Here is a 19,063-nt window from a genome sequence, read left to right as displayed (position 1 = left end):
CTCCATGCGCCTCGTCTTCATGGGCACGCCGGACTTTGCGGCAGCGGCGCTTGCGGCGCTGATCGATGCCGGCCATGAGATCGCTGCCGTCTACAGCCAGCCGCCACGGCCCGCCGGGCGCGGCCAGGATCTCCGCAAATCGCCGGTGCAGGTGCTGGCCGAACAACATGGCCTGCCCGTACGCATGCCGGCCTCCCTCAAATCGCCGGAAGCGCAGGCCGAATTCGCCGCGCTCAAGGCCGATATCGCCGTGGTGGCCGCCTATGGCCTGCTGCTGCCCAAGGCCGTGCTGGCCGCACCGCGCCTCGGCTGCCTCAATATCCATGCATCGCTGCTGCCGCGCTGGCGCGGTGCCGCGCCGATCCAGCGCGCGATCCTGGCCGGCGATACGCAAACCGGCATCACCATCATGCAGATGGATGAGGGGCTCGATACCGGCGCCATGCTGCGGCGGGAAGAACTCGCGATCGGCCCCGCGATGAATGCGGGCGCCCTTCACGACGCGTTGGCGGGGATGGGCGCGCGCCTCATCGTCGAGACCTTGGCTGGCCCTTTGCCGGCGCCGGTGCCGCAACCGGCGGAGGGCGTCACCTATGCCGCCAAGATCTCGCCGGCCGAGGCCGAGATCGACTGGTCGCGCGATGCCGCGGAAATCGAGCGGCAGATTCGCGCCTTTGCCCCCGTGCCGGGGGCCTGGTGCCTGATGGAGGACGGCGCGCGGTTGAAAGTGCTGGCTGCGGCCGTCGTCAAAAAATCGGGCGCCCCGGGCATCGCGCTTGATGACAACCTCACCATCGCCTGCGGGCAGGGTGCGCTCAGCCTCACTTTGCTGCAGAAGGCCGGCAAGAAGGCCATGTCATCACAGGATTTTCTGCGCGGCCAGAAGATCCCGGCCGGCACCGGCTTTGCCGGGCCGATCAAGCCATGACACGTTTCCGCCTCACCATCGAATATGATGGCGGGCCCTTCGTCGGCTGGCAGCGGCAGGATAATGGCCTGTCCATCCAACAGGTGCTGGAAGAGGCCGTCTTCGCGACGGTGCAGGAAGAAAACCTGGTCTATGGCGCCGGGCGCACCGATGCCGGCGTCCATGCGCTGGGCCAGGTGGCGCATGTCGATATCGCGAAGCCCATTGAGCCCAACCGGCTGATGGCGGCGATCAATTTCCATGTGAAGCCCAACCCCATTGCCGTGACGGCCTGCGAGATCGCGGCGGATGATTTCCACGCGCGCTTTTCGGCGACGGGCCGGGCCTATCTCTACCGCATCGTCAATCGCCGCGCGCCGCTGACCCTGGACCGGGGCCATGCCTGGCATGTGAGCGTGCCGCTCGATGCCGCCGCCATGCACCGGGCAGCGCAACGCCTCATCGGCAAGCATGATTTCACCAGCTTCCGTGCCTCGCTCTGCCAGGCACAATCGCCGGTGAAGACCCTGGACCGGCTCGATGTGATGCGCCAGGGCGAGGAGATTCAGGTGATCGCCGAGGCGCGCTCATTCCTCCATCACCAGGTGCGCAACATGGTGGGAACCCTGCGCCTGGTCGGCGACGGGAAATGGTCGGCCGACGACGTGACGGCCGCTCTCGAAGCGCAAGACCGCTCCGCCAGCGGGCCCACAGCCCCGCCCGACGGCCTCTATCTCACGCGGGTCGTCTACTAAGCCGAAGCAGCAGATCACCCAGCCTTGGCGATCGCCGGCGCTACGGTTTCTTCCCGCCTGGCGCCTGCCATGAACCGGCCCGCCTTCAGATTGTCGACCCAGTCATGGGCGATCTGGCGGGCTTCGACGGCGGTGAAGGTGCTGGGGTCGAGGCAGTGCTCGAGCCACAGGCCATCGAGCAGGGCCGTCAGCGCCAAAGCGGCGATGCGCGGATCGAAGCTGAGCTTGCGTTCTTCGGCGATGCCGGTGATGTGGCGCTGCAGCTGCTTGCGGTATTCGGCATAGACCTTGCCATGGATGGCATGGATTTCCGGATCGGTGCGCGTAAGGCTCCAGAAGGTCAGCCACACGCCCAGCAGGTCGGGATTGAGCATCGGCGGCGAGAAGCTCGAATCGACGAAGGCGCGCAGCTGCGCTTCCGGCGTGTCGGGGGCCGCCGCCAGGGCCGCCCGCAACGCCTTCTCCACTTCCTTGCCCGACCAGCGATAGGTCTCGGCGATGAGGTCGTGCATGCCGGCAAAATGGTGCCGCACCAGGCCCGGCGACACGCCCGCCTCGGCCGCTACGACGCGCACGGTCGTGCCGTCGAGACCATGGCGCGCCAGGCTGCGCGCTGTCGCCTCGATCAGCTGACGGCGCCGTGATTCCGGTAAGTCGCGGGTAAATTTGGGTTCTTTTTCAGCCACGGGTGCATCCCCTTATTCTCTCTTGAACCAATAGTAATATGATCTGGCCCCAAGGCGGAACCAATTTTGGCCCCAAACGCAGATTTCTCTTGTGAATTATACAAACGTACAATAATCATCTCGCCAACATATTTCCTGTTGGAGCCTGCCATGACCCATCTCACCCACGCCGCTGCGGTCCGCGACGGTATCGACCTCGCCTTCGCCGATGGCAGCACCCATGTCTTCACCTTCGCCTGGCTGCGTGATCATTGCGCCTGTGCCGCCTGCCGGCATCCGGAAACGCAGCAGCGCCTGCTCGATACCTTCGCGCTACCCAAGGACCTCAAGCCCTCGGCGATCGAGCTTGGCGCCGGCGGCAAGCGGCTCGGCATCAGCTGGAGCGACGGCCACGCCAGCGACTTTGCCGCCGACGCGCTGGCGGAGAGCCTGCAGCCCGTGGGCATCCTCGCATCGGAGATCACCACCTGGAATGATGCCGAGATCGCGGCCGATTTCCCGCAAGTGCCCTACGACGCGCTGATGGCCGATGATGCCGTGCTGGAAACCTATCTCGAGAAGATCGAGCGCTTCGGCTTCTGCTTCGTCGAAGGAACCCCGGCAACGCCCGAGGCCACACAGGCCGTCGCCAAGCGCATCTCCTATATCCGCGAGACGATCTTCGGCGGCTATTGGGATTTCACCGCCAATATGGAACACAAGGACACGGCCTATACGACGCTTGCCATCGGCCCGCATACCGACGGCACCTACAGCTTTGACGCGCCGGGCTACCAGATGTTCCATTGCCTGGCCTTCAACGGTGTCGGCGGCGAGAACGTCTTCGTCGACGGCTTCCGCATCGCCGAGATCATGCGCCGCGACACGCCGGAGCTCTATCGCATCCTCACCGAAATCGAGGTGCCGGGCCAGTATATCGACCATGAAAAGGGCATTCATCTGATGGCGCGCCGCCCATTGCTGCGCGAAGATTCGACCGGGCGTCTCGCACAAGTCAGCTTCAACAATCTCGACCGCGCGCCCTTTGCCCTGGAACCCGCGCGCATGGCAAAGTTCCAGGAGGCCTATGCGACCTTCGCCAATCTCGCCAACGACCGCAGCCTGCAATACCGCCGCCGCCTCGCGCCGGGATCGTTGGTGCTGTTCGACAATTGGCGCCTGCTGCATGCGCGCGACGCCTATAGCGGCTATCGGCGCCTGGCCGGCGCCTATCTCAACAAGGAAGATGTGGAAAGCCGGTTGCGCGTCCTGCGGCTGAAGAAGGCGAAGGCCGCCTAGTCTTCGAGGACCTCGTCGGTATATACGCCCCAGAATTCGGTCTTCATCATCCAGCCCTTATAGCCCTGGACCTCCAGCCGGCACCAATCGCCGCTGCATTCCAGGACCTTGAGGATGACGCCGGGATCAATCAGGGCGACCGGCTTGGCGCCGGCTTCAGGGGTGGCGCGCAAGGGGCGCTGCTCGTCGCGCACCAGCACATGGCGCTTGCCGACCAGCAGGGTCGATTTGACCCAGCCGACGACGCCGTCATGGTCGCGGATGCGGCGCCAGATGTCGAATTCCTCGATGATCTCGACCGGCAGGCCGGCGCGCTGATAGGTCCACAGGATCGGGTAGGTCTCGCCGGGACCGGCGCGCATGTTGACTTCGCCCGATTGCAGGCTGGCAAATCGCGGCAGGGGCAATTTGTCCTCGGCCCCGGCATTGGCCGGCAGCAAGATGATGTCGGCCAGCACGGCAAGTGCCAGCGCCGCCAGGACCGCAATCCGGCGGCGGCAGCAGGAAAAAGTCGTAAGGCTCGTCCGATTCGCGCGCATATCCACGCGATATAGGGGCGGCCGCCGCCGGTCAAGCCATTGAAACCTCCGTCTAATCACCGAGGTATGACCTGGAACGGCGTCTTTGCGTCAATTGCGGCCGCAATTGAGCCAGGATGCGACCCATTGGCGCCGGATTCACCCCTTCCGGCGCTGCCCCTCGACAACGACGCCAGCCGCTTGCTACCACTCTCTGAGAGAAACGGGCGATCTGATCCGTGCCGGGAGAGATAAAGACGATGACCAACAAGCCTTTGGTGGTGGTGACGCGCAAGCTGCCCGACGTCATCGAGACGCGGATGATGGAGTTGTTCAATGTAAAATTGAACCTCGATGACCATCCGCTCTCCCAAGCCGAACTCATCGAGGCGGTCAAGGTCGCCGACGTCATCGTCCCCACGGTCACCGACCGCATCGATTCAGGGGTGCTGGCCCAGGCCGGTGAGAAGCTGCGCCTCATCGCTTCCTTCGGGACCGGCGTCGACCATATCGATCTCGCCACCGCCCGCCAGCGGGGGATTACGGTCACCAACACGCCGGGCGTCCTGACCGAGGATACGGCCGACATGACCATGGCCCTCATCCTCGCGGTGTCGCGCCGCGTGTCGGAAGGCGAACGGTTGATCCGTTCGGGCAAGTGGCAGGGCTGGGGCCCGATGAGCATGCTGGGCCACCGCATCTACGGCAAGCGCCTCGGTATCATCGGCATGGGTCGCATCGGCCAGGCGGTCGCCCGCCGCGCCAAGGGCTTCGGTCTTTCGGTGCATTATCACAACCGCCGCCGCGTCAGCGCTGCGGTCGAACAGGCGCTGGAAGCCACCTATTGGGAGAGCCTCGACCAGATGCTCTCGCGCATGGACATCATCTCGGTCAATTGCCCACACACGCCGGCCACCTATCATCTCCTGTCGGCGCGGCGCCTCAAGCTGCTGCAGAAGCATGTCTATATCGTCAACACCGCTCGCGGCGAGATCGTCGATGAAAATGCGTTGACCCGCATGCTCGACAAGAACGAGATCGCCGGCGCCGGCCTCGACGTCTTCGAACACGAACCGGCCCTCAACCCCAAGCTCATGAAGCTCGACAACGTCGTGCTGCTGCCGCATATGGGCTCGGCCACCATCGAAGGCCGCGTCGACATGGGCGAAAAGGTCATTATCAACATCAAGACCTTCGCCGACGGCCACAAACCGCCAGATCGCGTGTTAGAAGCCTTGCTGTAATCAACCGGCCCGCCGAGATCCTCGTGCGGGCCGTTTTCTTTGGCGCGGATCTTCCGCAAGATTTATCAAACCGAGCGTGGCTACCTTGAACGCCGCAACGAGGAGGCCTTTCATGCCCAAGACCTGGCGCGAGAAACGCGCTGACCCGGCACCGCATCACGTAAAGGTCATGACCGTCACCCGGGCGGGGGTGGAGAAGGGCGGCCGCATGCTGCAGCCTTCCGTGCGTCTCATCGACGATTTCATCCGCGCCGTGCCCAAAGGAGAATTCGTCAGCAACACGGACATGCGCAAGACGCTGGCGAAACGCCACAAGGCAGATGGCTGTTGCCCGGTCTATACCGGCTATCACTTGCGGACCTGCGCCGAGGCGGCGATCGAGGATTACGAACGACGCGTGCCGATTGCCAAGATCTCGCCGGTATGGCGCGTGCTGGACGAAAAGGCGCCGACGTTGAAAAAGCTGACGACAAAGGGCCGGGTGTTTCTCGCATCTCAGAAAAAAAAGGAAGGTCTCTGAACAGGTCAGAAAACCTCGCGGGTTGCTGCTGCGGCGAAGATCAGCCGCCACCAAGTCAGATTCCGCCAAGCACGCGAAAGGCGATCGCTCATTCTGACGAGCCGCAAGTCGAGCACTGCGGATCGCGCTTGAAGCGTACTTCGCGAAAAGCGGGGCCAAGGCCGTCATACATCAGCAGGCGGCCGCTGAGGCTGTCGCCGATGCCGAGGATTTCCTTCAGGACTTCGGTCGCCTGCAACGAGCCCATCACGCCCGCGACCGGTCCCAATATGCCGGCCTGCTCGCAGCGCGGGATGAGGTCTTCGGGCGGCTGTTCGGGGAAAAGGCAGCGATAGCAGGGATGCGGGTTCCCAAGATGCGCCTTGAAGGTCGATATCTGCGCCTCGAAGCGCAGGAGAGCCGCCGAGACCAGCGGCTTCTTCAATCGGTAGCAGAGATCGTTCAAAAGGTAGCGCGTGGTGAAATTGTCGCTGCCATCGGCGACCAGGTCGAAGCGGCCGATGATCTCTTCCGCATTCGCCGCCGTGAGGCGCGCCGCGATGGGCTCGATGACGATGTCAGGATTGAGGGCGCGCAGGCGCCGCGTGGCGCTTTCCACCTTGGGCTGGTCGACGGCCGCGTCGTCATGAATGACCTGGCGCTGTAGGTTCGTGACATCGACCGTATCGTTGTCGATGACGCCGATCGTGCCGATGCCGGCGGCGGCGAGGTAGAGGAGCATCGGTGCGCCGAGGCCGCCGGCGCCGACCACCAGCACCTTGGCGGCGAGCAGCTTCAACTGCCCCTCCTCGCCCACCTCATCCAGGATGACGTTGCGGGCGTAGCGTTCCAGCTGGCGGTCGGTGAGGTCGGTCATGCAATAGCCTCGCGTCTCAAAATCCCCTCACCCCCACCCTCTCCCCGCTGGCGCGGGGCGAGGGAGCAACCGGATCCCGTCGCACCGCCTAGCCCCTCGCCCCATGGAATGGGGAGAGGGGTTGGGGTGAGGGGTGTTTCCGCTTACTCCAGCCCCTCGAACAGGGCCGTCGACAGATAGCGTTCGGCCGAGGAGGGGAGGATGACCAGGATGCGCTTGCCCTCATGGCCCGGGCGCTGGCCGATCTCGATGCCGGCGGTCAAGGCGGCGCCTGAGGAAATGCCGACCGGCATGCCTTCGATCTTGGCCACTTTCCGCGCCATCGCGAAGGCATTGGCGTTGGAGATGCGCAACACCTCGTCGATGATGCCGCGATTGAGGACTTCCGGAATGAAGCCGGCGCCGATGCCCTGGATCTTGTGGGGTCCCGGCTGGCCGCCGGAAAGGACCGGGCTGTCCTCCGGTTCGACGGCGACGATCTTCACGCCGGGGATTTCCTTCTTCAGGATCTCGCCGACACCGGTGATGGTGCCGCCGGTGCCCACGCCGGAGACGAAATAATCGAGCTTGCCGCCGCAATCGGCGATGATCTCCTGGACCGTGGTCTTGCGGTGCACGTCGGGATTGGCGGCATTCTTGAATTGCTGCGGAATGACGGCCCCGGGTGTCGCCGCTGCCAGTTCCTCGGCGCGGGCGATGGCGCCGGACATGCCGCGCGCGGCCGGGGTGAGTTCAAGCTCGGCACCCAGCAGGCGCAGCATCTTGCGCCGCTCCATCGACATGCTTTCCGGCATGGTGAGAATGAGGCGATAGCCCTTGGCGGCCGCCACGAAGGCAAGCGCAATGCCGGTATTGCCGGAGGTGGGTTCAATGAGGGTGCCGCCCGGCTGCAGCTTGCCGCTCTGCTCCAGCGCCTCGATCATGGCAAGGCCGATGCGGTCCTTGACGGATGAGAGCGGGTTGAAGAATTCGAGCTTGGCCAGCAGATCGGCCTTGATGCCTTCGGCGCGGGCCAGCTTGCCCAGGCGCACGACGGGTGTCGCACCGATGGTGGCGAGGAAATTGTCGTAGATCTTGCCGCGGAATGTGGCGTTGCTCATGGTGTCGTTCCTTGTTGGCAGATGCGGCCTCTATTTGGGCCGGCGTTCTTAGATGCTGAAATCGAGGCGCTGCAGGGCGTCGGTCTGGATGCCGGCAGCCTGCGCCTTCTGGCAGAGATCCTCCAGCGTGATGTCGTCGAGCTTGGTCAGCATTTCCTGCTGCAGCTCGCGCCAGACGGGGCGGACGATCTCCAACGCCACGCGCGATCCGGCCGCGGTCTGGACGGGATCGGGCGAACCTTCGAACTGCCGCACCGCGCGGACGATTTCGCCCAGATTGATGCGGCGCTTCTCGCGCGCCAGCAGATAGCCGCCCTTGGGGCCGCGATGGCCGGCAAGGATGCCGCTCCGCACCAGATGCTGCAGCACCTGCTCGAGATAACGGCGTGGAATGCCCTGGCGGGCAGAGATGTCGCCAGATTGCACGGGCTGCGAGCCACCGTAATAGGCGATGTCGAGCACGGCTTCGATGGCGAACAATAGGCGCTTGGAAGGATGTAGCACGGAGTTTCCCCGTTTTGGTTATCTCAACGTCTCGGTTATCTCTTGGCGGCGATCCCGGTCGAGCCGAAGCCGCCGCTGCCGCGCATCGTTGCCGGCAGCTCCGCAACTTCGTCCCACGCCAGCCGCTCGACCTTGGCCAGCAGCAATTGCGCGATGCGGTCGCCGCGCTGCAGGGTGACGGGCTGGTCTGAAAGATTGATCAGGATGACGCCCACCTCGCCGCGATAATCGGCGTCGATCGTGCCGGGCGCATTGAGCACGGTGACACCCTGTTTCAGTGCCAGGCCAGATCGCGGGCGCACCTGCGCCTCGTACCCCGCCGGCAGGGCAATGCTGATACCGCTCGGCACCAGCGCGCGGCCCAAGGGCTGCAGGATCACGGGGGCATCGATCGCGGCTAGAAGGTCGAGCCCGGCGGCATCGGCCGTTGCATAGGCGGGCAGCGGCAGGTCGGCGCCATGCGGCAGTCTGGTAATGGCGACGCGCACGTCACTCATGATTTGGTACCCTTCAGGTTTTCGGCGATGCGCGCCACCAGGCGTTCGGCCAACTCCGTCTTGGACAAGCGCGGCCACTCCTCGGCGCCTTGCGCCGTGATGACATGCACCTTGTTGTCGGCGCCCCCGAACGTGCCGGTGCCGCTCGAGACGTCATTGGCGAGGATCCAGTCGCATTGCTTCTTCTGCCGCTTGGCGGTCGCGTGCTCGATCACCTTCTCCGTCTCGGCGGCAAAGCCGATGACCAGGCGCGGCCGCTTGGGCCCGGGCGCCGAGATCGTCGCCAGGATGTCGGGATTGGTCGCAAGCTCGATGCGCGGCGGCGCACCTCCCTCGCGCTTCTTCATCTTCTGTCCGGCTTCCTGCACCGGGCGCCAGTCGCTCACCGCGGCGGCGGCGACGGCGATATCGACCGGCAGGCTCTGCTGCACCTTGGCCAGCATCTCGGCCGCACTCTCGATGTGGTGGACAATGCAGCCGGCGGGGTCTGCCAGGGCCGTCGGCCCCGTGACCAATATCGTCTCGGCACCGGCGGCGGCCAGGGCCGCCGCAATGGCATGGCCTTGCTTGCCCGACGAGCGGTTGCCGATGAAACGTACCGGATCGATCGCCTCATAGGTCGGGCCGGAAGTGACCAGGGCCTTCAATCCGGTGAGGGGGCCGGGCGAGAGCAGGCGCAGAGCGGCGTTCACGATATCGAGCGGTTCGGCGAGCCGCCCGTCACCTACTTCGCCACAGGCGAGATCCCCGGCGCCGGGCCCCACGGTGACGACACCGCGGGCGCGCAAGGTCGCCACATTGGCCTGCACGGCCGGGTGGCGCCACATGACGACATTCATGGACGGGGCGATGAGGACCGGCTTGTCGTTGGCAAGGAGGGCGGTGCTCGCCAGATCGTCGGCGAGGCCGTTGGCCATCTTGGCGATGATATCGGCGGTCGCGGGCGCCACCAGCACCAGATCGGCCTCCCGCACCAGGCGGATATGACCCATTTCGGCTTCGTCGGTAAGGGAGAAGAGCTCGGTATAGGCCTTCGAGCCGGCGAGCGAAGCGACCGAGAGGGGAGTTACGAATTCAGCCCCGCCTTTGGTCAGGATGACGCGGAAATTGAGGCCACGTTCACGCCCGCGCCGGATCACGTCCAGCGCCTTATAGGCGGCGATTCCACCGGCGATGATGAGGAGGATGCGTTTCCCGGCGCTCACGTGCTGATTTCCCACCGACAATCCATTCCACAGTAAGGCCTAGTATTTACTGTTTGGGGTGGAGAAATTCAAGATATGCCCGCCCGGGCCTGGGAATTAGGGGTGGGTATCCGGGGCCGGTTGGAAAGGGCGCCTAAAAGACGAAAACATCGTCCGCAGCAAGGTCGGCCGGCAGGTTGGAGAGGGTGACGATCAACTGCGCATCGTCATGGGCACCGCCGCTGGCGTCGTAATAGAGACTGCCGGTCTGCCGGTCGTAAAGAATACGGTCGTCGGCCGCCGCCGCATCGTCCCAATGCGCAAAGGCCGCGGCGTCCAGCTTGCCGATCGGGCCCAACTGGTCGAAAGCGGCATGATCCAGGCGGATCGTGTCGCCGGGTACCGAAAAGTCGCGGATGAAGTCGGCATTGCCGGGCAGCGGCGCCCGGTCGAAGACGAAACTGTCATTGCCGGCGCCGCCGATCAGGATGTCGCTCCCACTGCCGCCATTGAGCGTGTCATGCCCGTCTTCGCCGGTCAGATAGTCATTGCCGTCGCCGCCCATCAGCTGGTCGCTGTAATCGCCGCCATAAAGCCGGTCGTTGCCGGTGCCGCCGTCAAGGATGTCGCACTGCTTGTCGCCATAGATCAAATCGTCGCCGGCGCCGCCCTTGATAGTGTCGTTGCCGTCCATCCCATGCAGCGTATCGCCGCCATTGCCGCCGGTGATGGCGTTGGCGAGCGAGTTGCCGGTGCCGGTGAAATTGCTGCTGCCGGCATAGGCAAGGTTTTCGACATTGTAGGTCAGCGCATATTTCCACAGGGTCGTGGTGACGCTGTCGATGCCCTGGTCCAGCTGCTCCGTGACGACGTCGCCGCTGTTGTTGACGGTATAGCTGTCATTGCCGGCAAAGCCGCGCAAGGCGTCGGCACCGGTGGTCCCGGCGATGACGTCGTTGCCGGCTGTGCCATTGCCGCCTTCGACCATGTCGCGGACCGTGATGCCGACGGCCTCGCTGTGGCTGAGGCCGCCCTGATCGGTCACCGTCACGGTCAAATCGTGTTGCGCTGCCGTCTCGAAATCCAAGGCGGCTCCGGCGCGAACGTGAATTTCATTGCCGACGATTTCGAAATATTCGGCATGGGTGCCGCTCAGGGTGAAAGCATGCTGATCGTTGCTGTCCGGGTCGGTGGCGCTGAGGGTTGCGACCCAAGTACCGGCCACGGCATTTTCGGCCACCGACCCGCCGGTCACCGTGATGTCGGTGGGGGCGAGGTTCACCGGCGTCGTGATCTCCTCGATGACCGATCCGTTGAGCAGCCAGACGAGCGAAGCATAGGCGTCGGGAATCGGCGTGTCGATCAGCGTCAGATCGGCGCCGCCCTTGGAAAGGTCGAACAAGGTGCTGGGCAGCAACCCGTCGCTGAACTGGAAATTGTCGAGCACGGCACTGGCCCCGGCCCCCAGCCAGACATGGGCGACCCCGCCAATGCCGCCGCTATGGGTGGGGTTGAGGCTGAGGCTGTCCTCCAGCGTTACCGAATCGCTCCAGATGCGGAAAGACCGGTTGTTTTCCTCAGCCACCGCATTCACCAGCACCGTATCGCTCGATTTGAGGTCGTAGCCGGCGTCTGTATTGCCGCGCGAAACGGTGTTCTCGAAGCGGATATTATAGGTGCCGCTCTCCGTGGTGAAACCGTCGCCGTTCCAATAGCTGCCGGTGGATCCCACCGCCTTGCTGTTCGACATCTCGACATCGCGCAGCACGATGTCATGCGCGGTCCCTTCGATCAGCACCCCGGCGATATAGGGATCGCTGGTCGCGACACTGCCGTCCGCCGTTACGTTCTCAATGACCACGTCATGGCTGTCATATTTGAGGTGGATGGCACCCTTGGCATAGCCGGCGATATCGATGCCCTTGAGCGTCAGGCCGCTGACGGTCGCCGTCGCCGCCGTGCCGGAGACATTGTTCTCGATGAAGCGATAGACATTCGCGGCATCGACATGGTCGATCGTCAGGTTGGCAAGATCGGCGCCGATGCGGAACGCGCCGTTGCCGACATTGCTGATGTCGAGATCCTGGAAATGAAGGTTGTCGGCGCCGCCCAGCAGGCGAAAGAGTTCCGACCCCTCGCTCTGGCCGCTGGTCCAATTCTCCGGCCGCGTGCCGCTGATATCCGCATCCATCGGATTGCCGGCACTGTCGATGCCGCGAATCGTGACCGGCGCCCCCGCCGTGCCGCCGTTGGTGATCGAGATCTGCCCCATTGGATGATAAGTGCCCTGGTCGGCGATGAGCAGCACCTCGCCGCCCGGCCCGGCCTGGCCGATGAATTTCGACAGGCTGGAAAGGGTGCCGGCATTTTCCGGCGACGATCCGTCCATCAGACCGCAGCCGGTGGGGGAGATGTAGCAGACAGCCATGGCGCATTTCCCGCGATTGAGATGGCTGCGCGGACCGGCTCCTGCCGTCTTTGCAGCGCGTCTCAGCGAACATGCGCCGGTGTCCTTAACAAAGGATAAGCGGGACGATTATTCGGATTTTATATCAATGGGTTATGAAAAATATCGCGGTGAATTTTGCGCTCATTCAAGCGGTCTGTGACAGGACCAGACCCCAGGCGATGATGCCGTAGCGGGCCGCCTTGCCGATGAGGACGAGGATGAGGAAGGGCAGGAAGCGGGCACGCAGGACGCCGGCCGCGAGCGTGATCGGGTCGCCGATCACCGGCAGCCAGGAAAGCAGCAGCAGCGGATAGCCGTATTTTTCAAAGAGCGCACTGGCCTGGTCGAGGCGCTTGCGGCTCACCGGAAACCATTTCCGGCCCTGCCAATGCAGCAGAAAGCGGCCGAGCAGCCAGTTTGCCACACCGCCCAGAGTGTTCCCGGTCGTCGCCACCAGCAGCAGCATCGGCCAATCCTGCGGCTGTTCCAGCAACAGGGTGCTGAACACCACTTCGGAAAATCCCGGCAGGATGGTGGCGGCGCCGAAGGCGGTGAAAAAGAGGGTGAGGAGGGAGGCAAGCGTCACGAAAAGCGCGCCAGACAGTCCAGGATATCCGTCGGTTGCGGGCAGAGTTGATCTGCCCCGGCCCGCCGGAGCTCCGCTTCGTCGCCATAGCCATAGAGCACGCCGATGCTGGCAAGACCGTTCTTCCTGGCGCCGATGATGTCATGCTCCCGGTCGCCGATCATGACGGCGCGGGCCGGGTCGACTGCGTGGGTCGCCAGCACATGGGCGATGACCTCGGCCTTGTCGGAACGGGTTCCGTCGAGTTCGGCCCCTTCCACGGCGATGAAATGGCGGTCGAGACCAAAATGCGCCACGATGGGCCGTGCAAAGAAATGTGCCTTCGAGGTCGCGACATAAAGGCGGATGCCATCCGCCTTGAGCTTGGTGAGCGTCGTGTCGATTCCGGGAAAAAGCTCGTTCTCGAACATGCCGCCGGCACCGTACCGCTCACGGTAGAGGCGGACCCCTTCAGCCGCTGCCGCGGCACCGACCAGCCGTTCGAAGCTCTTCTGGATCGGCGGACCGATGCACCAGATGAGGTCGTCCGCCGGATCGTGGGTAATGCCCATTTCCTGGAGTGCATAGCGGATCGACCCGGTGATGCCGATCCTGGGGTCGGTCAACGTTCCGTCAAGATCGAAGAGAACCGTGTCGAAGGCCGCCATCAGCGGAACAGCAGGGCTGCCGTCAGGACGGCGATGATCAGCCACAGCCACCAGTTCGAGCCCTGGCGATTGATGACGCGCAAGGCTTCTGGATCGAGTTTCAGGCCGCCATCGGCCAGGTTGTTCACCAGCCGGTCGACGGTTTTGAGGACGCCCGGACCGCGTTCGACCACGTCGAGGAAATCGACGATGCCCTGTTCGATGCGGGCGCGGGGGCCGCGATTCTCGATCATCCATTGTTCGATGAGCGGGCGCGCCAGGGTCCAGATGTTGAGGGTCGGATTGAGTTGGCGCGAGACGCCCTCGGCCATCAGCATGTTCTTCTGCAGCAGCAGCAATTGCGGCTGCACTTCCATGTCGAATGTCTCGGCAATGGCGAAAAGCTGGCCCAGCATGCGGGCAAAGCTGATCTCATGCAGCGGTCGGCCCTGGATCGGCTCGCCGATCGAGCGCAAGGCAAGCGCGAACTCGTCGATCGATTGCGTCTGCGGCAGGTAGCCCGCCTCGATATGCATCTTGGCGACGCGCATATAATCGCGCTCCAGGAAGCCCAGCAGCATGTCGGCGAGGTAGAAGCGCGTCTTGCGCTCCAGCCGGCCCATGATGCCGAAATCGACCACCTGGATGGCGCCGTCATAGCCCACGGTCATGTTGCCGGGATGCTGGTCGCCATGGAAATAGCCGTCGCGGAAGGCCTGGTTGAAGAAGATGTTGGCGGCCTTGGTCAGCACGTCGTCGACATCGAGCCCGGCGGCGCGCATCGCCGGCCCGTCATCCATCGGGATACCGGTCATGCGTTCCTGGGTCATCACGCGCTTGGCGGTGCGGGCCCAGTCGATGGCCGGCACGCGGTAGCTGGAATCGCCCTCGAAATTATCGCGCAGTTCCGAGGCGGAGGCCGCTTCGAGGCGCAGATCCATTTCGATGCGCACGGTGGCGGCGAAGGTCTTGACCACTTCGACGGGTTTGAGGCGGCGCAATTTCGGCTGCGTGCGTTCGATGATCTCGGCGATCCACAGCAGCAATTCGATATCCGCCTGGAACGCATCCTCGATGCCCGGGCGCAGCACCTTCACCGCGACCGGCCGGCCATCGGGGGCTTCGAGTTCCGGTGTGGTGATGGCGAAATGCACCTGGCTGATCGAGGCCGCCGAGACCGGCTCGTCGTCGAAACTGGCAAAGAGGTCAGAGAGCGGCGCCCCCAATTCCGATTCGATCCGCGACTTGGCGGCAAAGGAACTGAAGGCCGGTAGCTGGTCCTGCAATTTGGCGAGATCCGCCGCCACCTGTTCGCCCAGCAAATCCGAGCGGGTCGAGAGCACCTGGCCCAGTTTGATGAAGGCCGGGCCCAGTTCCGACAGGGCCGCCGCCAAGCGTTCGCCGGGCCGCATGCCGCCCACTTCGCGTCCGAACATGATGCGGGCAAAGAAAAGCAGCACGGGGGCAAGTCCCGCATTGGACAAAGCCGCTTCGAACGGGGTAAGGGCCCCGTGCCGCGCAAAGACGCGGGCGATGCCGAACAGGCGATAGATCGAGCGCAGGGTACGGATCATCTAGACGCGCCAGCCGGAATGGAGGGCAGCGATCCCGCCCGTGAGGTTGCGGTAGGTGACCTGCTGGAACCCCGCCTTGGCCATCATCCCGGCGAGGTTGTCCTGGGTCGGGAACTTGCGGATCGATTCCACCAGATACTGGTAGGAATCGCGGTCCTTGGCGACCACTTCGCCCAGCCAAGGCAGCAGCTTGAACGAATAGACATCATAGAGCTTGGCAAGCGCCGGCAAGGCCACATGGCTGAATTCCAGGCACAGGAACCGGCCGCCCGGCCGCAACACGCGGTAGGCTTCCTCGAGCGCCCGCTGCTGGCGGCCGACATTGCGGAGGCCGAAGGCGATCGTATAACTGTCGAATTTCATGTCCTCGAAGGGCAGGTCCTCGGCATTGCCGCTGACCCAATCGAGACCGCTGAGGATGCCCTTGTCGATGGCGCGGTCGCGCCCGACTTCCAGCATGGCCGGGGTGAGGTCGCAGACGGTGACATGGGCGGATGGCTGCCGTTCCAGGATGCGGAAGGCGATGTCGCCGGTGCCGCCGGCCACGTCCAGGCTGTTCCAGCCGGGCCTCGGGTTCAGCCAATCCAGCATCGATGCCTTCCACAGGCGATGGATGCCCCCGGACATGAGGTCGTTCATCAGGTCGTATTTGCCGGCGACCGAGGAAAAGACTCCCTGCACCAGATGGGCCTTTTCGCCGGCGGCGACGCGGCGGAAGCCGAACCAGGTGCTGTCATTGTCCCCACTTTTCTCGGGGTCGTGCGATGTCTCGATTGGCATTGGATCTTTCCCGTTTCGCCGGGACTTTAGCCGTTGCCGCCGAGGGATGCCAGCCTTGTGGGATCAACAACTTGACGGTTCTGCTGCGGCCCATTACCGCTATCCCCATGCCCGAATTACCCGAAGTCGAAACCGTCTGCCGGGGCCTCGCCCTGAAGCTCCTGGGGCGCCGCTTGACCGCGGTCGAACAGCGCCGGCCCAATCTGCGCTTTCCCTTCCCGGAAGGGTTCGCGGCGCGCCTCACGGGGCGGCGCATCGATTCCATCCGCCGGCGCGCCAAATACATCATCATCGACCTCGACGACGGCACCGTGCTGCTGGTCCATCTCGGCATGTCGGGCTCGATGGTGGTCAATGAGAAGCGTCCGGCCCTGCTCGACCGCCATGACCATGTCGTCTTCGACATCGACAACGGCACCTGCGTCCGCTTCAACGATGCGCGCCGCTTCGGGCTGATGGATCTGGTGGCGGCTGCCGATCTCGCCCATCACAAGCTGATCCGGGGCCTCGGGCTGGAACCGCTTTCGGACGAATTCGACGGACCGGCACTGGCCGCGATGCTCAAGGGCCGCAAGACCTCGGTGAAGCTTGCCATCATGGACCAGCGCCTGGTGGTGGGGGTCGGCAACATCTATGCCTCGGAAGCGCTCTTCCGCGCCGGCATCAGCCCCAAGCGCCGCGCGGGAACCATCGCGGGCGAACGTGCCGCCAAGCTCGCCGCCGCCATCAAGAAGGTGCTGAAGGAAGCCATCAAGGCCGGCGGCTCCTCCTTGCGCGATTATGTCCAGGCCAATGGCGAGCTCGGCTATTTCCAGCACCGCTGGAAGGTCTATGACCGCGAAGACCAGAAATGCCCCACCTGCGGCGGGCCCATCAAGCGCATTACCCAAGGCGGCCGGTCGACGTTTTACTGTCCGAAGGACCAGAAGTAGGGAATAGCTCCCTCCTTCCATGACATATCCGCGTCACTCCCGTGACGCCCCCATGAAATCACTTGCAAATCCGGCGTTCCGCCCCGCGCGTCATCATCCTGCAACGCCTTGGTCGCTATTGAGCGGCCAATGCAGCAGGTCAATCGAGTCGTGAAGCGAACGATATGAACGCGATGTCCCAGATGACGAGTGAGACGGCACGTTACCGGGCGATCTTCATCTCCGACGTCCATCTCGGGACGCGCGGCTGCAAGGCCGAGTACCTGCTCGACTTCCTGCGCACGCATGAAGCCGATTACATCTATCTCATCGGCGACATCATCGATTGCTGGCGCCTGTCCAAGGGCTGGTTCTGGCCGCAAAGCCATAACGACGTGGTGCAGAAGCTGCTGCGGAAGGCCCGGAAGGGCACGCAGGTCATCTATGTTCCCGGCAATCACGACGAACCCTTGCGCGATTATGACGACCACGCCTTCGGCGATGTGATGGTGATGAACGAGGCGGTGCATGTGACCGCGACCGGCAAGCGCCTGCTCATCATCCATGGCGATGCCTTCGACGGCATCGTGCGCTACGCACCCTGGCTGGCCAAGCTCGGCGATTCCGCCTACACCATGGCGCTGGCGCTCAATCACTGGTTCAACCGTGCGCGGGTGGCCTTCGGCTATCCCTATTGGTCGCTTTCGGCCTGGCTCAAATCCCGGGTCAAGGACGCGGTGAAGTTCATCGGCGATTTCGAGCACACGGTCGCGGCCGAGGCGCAGCGCCGCGGCTTCGATGGCGTCGTCTGCGGCCATATCCACCAGGCGGCGCTGAAGGAAATCGACGGCATCGTTTACGCCAATGACGGCGACTGGGTGGAAAGCTGCACCGCCCTGGTCGAGCATCGCGACGGCAGGCTCGAAATTATCGAATGGGCGGCCAACCAGCAATTGTCGATGCTGACGCCCAAGGCCCTGGCGGGCCCAGCCAGATCGCCAATGGTCAAATCGCCAACGGTCAAATCTCCGGTCGCCAGCGCATGACCATGTCGCTCAACATCGCCATCGTCACCGATGCCTGGGCGCCGCAGACCAATGGCGTCGTGCGCACCATCGGCCGCACCATGGACGAGCTGATCGCGGCCGGACATCGGCCCACGATCCTGTCGCCGCAATCCTTCCGCTCGGTGCCGTGCCCGACCTATCCGGAAATCCGTCTGGCGCTCTTTCCCTATCGGCGCATGGCGGCAAGGCTCGATGCGCTGGCGCCCAATGCCATCCATATTGCCACCGAAGGGCCGCTGGGTCTGGCAGCACGGCGGTATTGCCTGCGTCGCGGCCTGCCCTTCACCACGGCCTATCACACCCGCTTTCCCGAATATGTGGCGGCCCGCTTCGGCCTGCCGCTGCGCTTCAGCTATGCCTGGCTGCGGCGCTTCCACAGCGCGGCGCAGGCCACCATGGTGGCGACACCCTCGATTGAGGCCGATCTCCGCTCGCGCGGCTTCCTGCACATCAAGCGCTGGTCACGCGGTGTCGATACGCGGCTCTTCCGCCCGCGCCACCAGGCCAATACGGTGCCGCCTCTGGCCGATCTGCCGCGCCCGGTCCATCTTTATGTCGGGCGCCTGGCCATCGAGAAGAATATCGAAGCTTTCCTGCAGCTCGACCTGCCGGGCAGCCAGGTGGTCATCGGCGACGGGCCGCTTCATGCCGATCTGAAATCCCGCTTCCCCAAGGCGATCTTCCTCGGCCAGAAGGTAGGCGAGGATCTGGCGGCGCTTTATGCCGCGGCCGATGTTTTCGTCTTCCCCAGCCTCACTGACACGTTCGGCTTGGTGATCCTGGAAGCACTGGCCTCCGGTGTGCCGGTGGCAGCCTTCCCGGTGGCAGGCCCGAAGGACATTCTGCGCGAAGGCGTTTCCGGAGCACTCGATCTTGATCTTGGGAAAGCCATCAAGCGGGCTCTCAAGATCCCGCGCGGCCAATGCCGTACCGAGGCTGAACGCTTTTCCTGGCGGGCAGCCACCGAGCAGTTCCTCTCCAACCTGGTTCTGGTGCCGATGCGCCTCTTCGGCTGACGCTC

20 protein-coding genes are annotated in these 19,063 nt (G+C 64.1%); 8 read left to right on the top strand and 12 right to left on the bottom strand.

Annotation, left to right across the window (positions count from 1 at the left end; translation table 11 throughout):
• Positions 1-4: 4 nt before the first annotated feature.
• On the top strand, positions 5-928 hold the full coding sequence (gene fmt, locus ACE3OA_RS09420; RefSeq protein ID WP_374310323.1) for a methionyl-tRNA formyltransferase: 924 nt from the start codon (positions 5-7) through the stop codon (positions 926-928).
• A complete protein-coding gene (gene truA / locus ACE3OA_RS09415; protein WP_374310321.1) occupies positions 925-1,662 on the top strand; it encodes a tRNA pseudouridine(38-40) synthase TruA in 738 nt (245 codons plus the stop codon). Before fmt ends, truA begins: the two co-directional genes overlap by 4 nt.
• A 14-nt stretch (positions 1,663-1,676) precedes the next feature.
• On the opposite strand, the gene betI is transcribed toward truA, so the two are convergent.
• On the bottom strand, positions 1,677-2,348 hold the full coding sequence (gene betI, locus ACE3OA_RS09410; protein WP_374310318.1) for a transcriptional regulator BetI: 672 nt from the start codon (positions 2,346-2,348) through the stop codon (positions 1,677-1,679).
• 150 nt (positions 2,349-2,498) lie between these two features.
• On the opposite strand from betI, the gene ACE3OA_RS09405 reads away from it, so the two are divergent.
• Positions 2,499-3,626 (top strand): trimethyllysine dioxygenase, encoded by a 1,128-nt coding sequence (locus ACE3OA_RS09405; RefSeq protein WP_374310316.1) that lies wholly within the window; start codon positions 2,499-2,501, stop codon positions 3,624-3,626.
• Here ACE3OA_RS09405 and ACE3OA_RS09400 read toward each other — a convergent pair.
• Entirely contained in the window at positions 3,623-4,165 is a 543-nt protein-coding gene (locus tag ACE3OA_RS09400; RefSeq protein ID WP_374310314.1) for an SH3 domain-containing protein, read from the bottom strand. The genes ACE3OA_RS09405 and ACE3OA_RS09400 overlap by 4 nt on opposite strands.
• 239 nt (positions 4,166-4,404) lie before the next feature.
• On the opposite strand from ACE3OA_RS09400, the gene ACE3OA_RS09395 reads away from it, so the two are divergent.
• Positions 4,405-5,388: a 2-hydroxyacid dehydrogenase gene (locus ACE3OA_RS09395; protein ID WP_374310312.1), complete on the top strand. Its 984-nt coding sequence runs from the start codon at positions 4,405-4,407 to the stop codon at positions 5,386-5,388.
• Positions 5,389-5,500: 112 nt separating this feature from the next.
• Entirely contained in the window at positions 5,501-5,908 is a 408-nt protein-coding gene (locus ACE3OA_RS09390) for a hypothetical protein (protein ID WP_374310310.1), read from the top strand.
• Between the two features lie 88 nt (positions 5,909-5,996).
• On the opposite strand, the gene ACE3OA_RS09385 is transcribed toward ACE3OA_RS09390, so the two are convergent.
• The 10 genes from ACE3OA_RS09385 to ubiE form a co-directional block, all read right to left on the bottom strand.
• The gene (locus ACE3OA_RS09385; RefSeq protein ID WP_374310308.1) at positions 5,997-6,764 is read right to left on the bottom strand and encodes a ThiF family adenylyltransferase; all 768 of its coding nucleotides are present in this window, start codon (positions 6,762-6,764) and stop codon (positions 5,997-5,999) included.
• A gap of 143 nt (positions 6,765-6,907) precedes the next feature.
• The gene (gene cysK / locus ACE3OA_RS09380) at positions 6,908-7,864 is read right to left on the bottom strand and encodes a cysteine synthase A (RefSeq protein WP_374310306.1); all 957 of its coding nucleotides are present in this window, start codon (positions 7,862-7,864) and stop codon (positions 6,908-6,910) included.
• Positions 7,865-7,912: 48 nt separating this feature from the next.
• Positions 7,913-8,368: an Rrf2 family transcriptional regulator gene (locus ACE3OA_RS09375; RefSeq protein WP_374310304.1), complete on the bottom strand. Its 456-nt coding sequence runs from the start codon at positions 8,366-8,368 to the stop codon at positions 7,913-7,915.
• Positions 8,369-8,403: 35 nt separating this feature from the next.
• A complete protein-coding gene (dut, locus tag ACE3OA_RS09370; RefSeq protein WP_374310302.1) occupies positions 8,404-8,865 on the bottom strand; it encodes a dUTP diphosphatase in 462 nt (153 codons plus the stop codon).
• Positions 8,862-10,070, bottom strand: a complete 1,209-nt coding sequence (gene coaBC / locus ACE3OA_RS09365) for a bifunctional phosphopantothenoylcysteine decarboxylase/phosphopantothenate--cysteine ligase CoaBC (protein ID WP_374310300.1) — start codon at positions 10,068-10,070, stop codon at positions 8,862-8,864. Before coaBC ends, dut begins: the two co-directional genes overlap by 4 nt.
• Before the next feature lie 133 nt (positions 10,071-10,203).
• Positions 10,204-12,477, bottom strand: coding sequence for a cadherin domain-containing protein (locus ACE3OA_RS09360; RefSeq protein WP_374310298.1), 2,274 nt, complete (start codon positions 12,475-12,477; stop codon positions 10,204-10,206).
• Positions 12,478-12,643: 166 nt separating this feature from the next.
• A complete protein-coding gene (locus ACE3OA_RS09355; protein WP_374310296.1) occupies positions 12,644-13,084 on the bottom strand; it encodes a YqaA family protein in 441 nt (146 codons plus the stop codon).
• Positions 13,081-13,731: an HAD family hydrolase gene (locus ACE3OA_RS09350; RefSeq protein WP_374310294.1), complete on the bottom strand. Its 651-nt coding sequence runs from the start codon at positions 13,729-13,731 to the stop codon at positions 13,081-13,083. The genes ACE3OA_RS09355 and ACE3OA_RS09350 overlap by 4 nt, the downstream gene beginning before the upstream one ends.
• Positions 13,731-15,284, bottom strand: a complete 1,554-nt coding sequence (gene ubiB, locus ACE3OA_RS09345) for a 2-polyprenylphenol 6-hydroxylase (RefSeq protein WP_374310292.1) — start codon at positions 15,282-15,284, stop codon at positions 13,731-13,733. The genes ACE3OA_RS09350 and ubiB overlap by 1 nt, the downstream gene beginning before the upstream one ends.
• Positions 15,285-16,064, bottom strand: a complete 780-nt coding sequence (gene ubiE, locus ACE3OA_RS09340) for a bifunctional demethylmenaquinone methyltransferase/2-methoxy-6-polyprenyl-1,4-benzoquinol methylase UbiE (protein ID WP_374310290.1) — start codon at positions 16,062-16,064, stop codon at positions 15,285-15,287.
• A 107-nt stretch (positions 16,065-16,171) separates the two neighbouring features.
• Between ubiE and mutM the strand changes: the two genes are divergently transcribed.
• From mutM to ACE3OA_RS09325, 3 genes are all read left to right on the top strand, one after another.
• Positions 16,172-16,996: a bifunctional DNA-formamidopyrimidine glycosylase/DNA-(apurinic or apyrimidinic site) lyase gene (gene mutM, locus ACE3OA_RS09335; RefSeq protein ID WP_374310288.1), complete on the top strand. Its 825-nt coding sequence runs from the start codon at positions 16,172-16,174 to the stop codon at positions 16,994-16,996.
• A 164-nt stretch (positions 16,997-17,160) separates the two neighbouring features.
• On the top strand, positions 17,161-18,021 hold the full coding sequence (locus ACE3OA_RS09330; RefSeq protein ID WP_374310286.1) for a UDP-2,3-diacylglucosamine diphosphatase: 861 nt from the start codon (positions 17,161-17,163) through the stop codon (positions 18,019-18,021).
• A gap of 2 nt (positions 18,022-18,023) precedes the next feature.
• Positions 18,024-19,058, top strand: coding sequence for a glycosyltransferase family 4 protein (locus ACE3OA_RS09325; RefSeq protein WP_374310902.1), 1,035 nt, complete (start codon positions 18,024-18,026; stop codon positions 19,056-19,058).
• The last annotated feature ends 5 nt before the right edge of the window (positions 19,059-19,063 follow it).

Source organism: Dongia sp. (assembly GCF_041906375.1).
Classification (GTDB): Bacteria; Pseudomonadota; Alphaproteobacteria; order Dongiales; family Dongiaceae; genus Dongia.
Note: the sequence above shows the minus strand (reverse complement) of the source record. Positions and strands in the feature narration are given on the sequence as shown.

Bases quoted from the DNA above. Each gene is read 5' to 3' on its own strand.
- fmt (WP_374310323.1), top strand. From the start codon at position 5: ATGCGCCTCGTCTTCATGGGCACGCCGGACTTTGCGGCAGCGGCGCTT.
- truA (WP_374310321.1), top strand. From the start codon at position 925: ATGACACGTTTCCGCCTCACCATCGAATATGATGGCGGGCCCTTCGTC.
- ACE3OA_RS09405 (WP_374310316.1), top strand. From the start codon at position 2,499: ATGACCCATCTCACCCACGCCGCTGCGGTCCGCGACGGTATCGACCTC.
- ACE3OA_RS09400 (WP_374310314.1), bottom strand. From the start codon at position 4,165: ATGCGCGCGAATCGGACGAGCCTTACGACTTTTTCCTGCTGCCGCCGC.
- ACE3OA_RS09395 (WP_374310312.1), top strand. From the start codon at position 4,405: ATGACCAACAAGCCTTTGGTGGTGGTGACGCGCAAGCTGCCCGACGTC.
- ACE3OA_RS09390 (WP_374310310.1), top strand. From the start codon at position 5,501: ATGCCCAAGACCTGGCGCGAGAAACGCGCTGACCCGGCACCGCATCAC.
- ACE3OA_RS09385 (WP_374310308.1), bottom strand. From the start codon at position 6,764: ATGACCGACCTCACCGACCGCCAGCTGGAACGCTACGCCCGCAACGTC.
- cysK (WP_374310306.1), bottom strand. From the start codon at position 7,864: ATGAGCAACGCCACATTCCGCGGCAAGATCTACGACAATTTCCTCGCC.
- dut (WP_374310302.1), bottom strand. From the start codon at position 8,865: ATGAGTGACGTGCGCGTCGCCATTACCAGACTGCCGCATGGCGCCGAC.
- ACE3OA_RS09360 (WP_374310298.1), bottom strand. From the start codon at position 12,477: ATGGCTGTCTGCTACATCTCCCCCACCGGCTGCGGTCTGATGGACGGA.
- ACE3OA_RS09350 (WP_374310294.1), bottom strand. From the start codon at position 13,731: ATGGCGGCCTTCGACACGGTTCTCTTCGATCTTGACGGAACGTTGACC.
- ubiB (WP_374310292.1), bottom strand. From the start codon at position 15,284: ATGATCCGTACCCTGCGCTCGATCTATCGCCTGTTCGGCATCGCCCGC.
- ubiE (WP_374310290.1), bottom strand. From the start codon at position 16,064: ATGCCAATCGAGACATCGCACGACCCCGAGAAAAGTGGGGACAATGAC.
- mutM (WP_374310288.1), top strand. From the start codon at position 16,172: ATGCCCGAATTACCCGAAGTCGAAACCGTCTGCCGGGGCCTCGCCCTG.
- ACE3OA_RS09330 (WP_374310286.1), top strand. From the start codon at position 17,161: ATGAACGCGATGTCCCAGATGACGAGTGAGACGGCACGTTACCGGGCG.
- ACE3OA_RS09325 (WP_374310902.1), top strand. From the start codon at position 18,024: ATGTCGCTCAACATCGCCATCGTCACCGATGCCTGGGCGCCGCAGACC.